Genomic DNA, 1,036 nt, shown 5'->3' with positions numbered 1-1,036 from the left:
GAAAACACCAAAGAACTGCCCAAACCAAAAAATGTACGTTCCATTAATGTCGATACGATTGCAGAAAAGTACGCATATCAAGCCAACGAGAAAGGCGTATCAGGACTGAGTAACTTTTTCAACTACTTTATTACGGACGAATGGGTGGAGATAGAAAAGCCAAATAAAGAACGCCTGCCAGAAAACAAAAGGTATTACTTAGGCTTGATTACCATACTTTTTGACAAGCAGACAGGAGAACCCGTTAAGAAAGGAGGTATCAGCCTGAACAAATTGGTACAGCCCTATCCTGCCTATGACGGAGAGGGCATCAAACAGGTAAAGCAGATTGTAAATATACCTGCTTTTGCTGATTCGCCAGAGGGACAGGTGGATTATGTAAAGAAGTACATTATTGGTAAACTGCTCAGGTGTACAGGTGAAACGTTTAAAGCCATTAAACCGGATTTCAGCATGGGTACACCATCGCTTTATGGGCTGAGTGGTGAAAAGTTACAGGAAAAAGAGGTTGCCTATTTTGAAGCGGTGGAAATGGAAGGGTAACAAAACAGGTACAGGAAGGAGAGTTATCATGCTCTCCTTTTTACTTATTTTATGTGTGTAGCAGAGGTCAGACAGGGCAGAACTGGCACAGGAACAGACAGGCTTTTTACTTGTAATTTTGCCAACTAAAAAAATGGCTTTTATCTGGCATTAGTAGGTGCAGATACAAACAGGTATACCTGTGCAGATATTCTGATTAGAAGTTACAATCAACTTGTTTTATTACTCCATTATATACCTGAAATCCCACATTCAGGACAAAAGATATGGCTTATACTTTACAGGCAGGGTGCATTAATACTCCATATAGGGGGTATTGTGCGTTGAGGGAAGGGGTAATGCCCTCCCCTCATTTTTAGATTACAAACAACAAATAAAATAGATTATGCAACAGGTTAGCGAATTAACGGTAAGCTATAAGCCAAAAGTAAAGGCGGCAGACAGATATTCCATTCATTACCCGCAGGATGCTTACAAGCTACTGATGGAACAG

Annotated in this window: 1 protein-coding gene; it reads left to right on the top strand. The window is 40.5% G+C overall.

Annotated features, from left to right (window positions below; genetic code table 11):
• The coding region (locus D1136_RS07895) for a hypothetical protein (RefSeq protein ID WP_161877097.1) at positions 1 to 543 on the top strand (543 nt) is incomplete at its 5' end.
• Positions 544 to 1,036: the final 493 nt, after the last annotated feature.

Origin of the sequence: Odoribacter sp. Z80 (assembly GCF_009935865.1) — a bacterium.
In the GTDB taxonomy this organism is placed as follows: domain Bacteria; phylum Bacteroidota; class Bacteroidia; order Bacteroidales; family Marinifilaceae; genus Odoribacter.
Note: the sequence above shows the minus strand (reverse complement) of the source record. Positions and strands in the feature narration are given on the sequence as shown.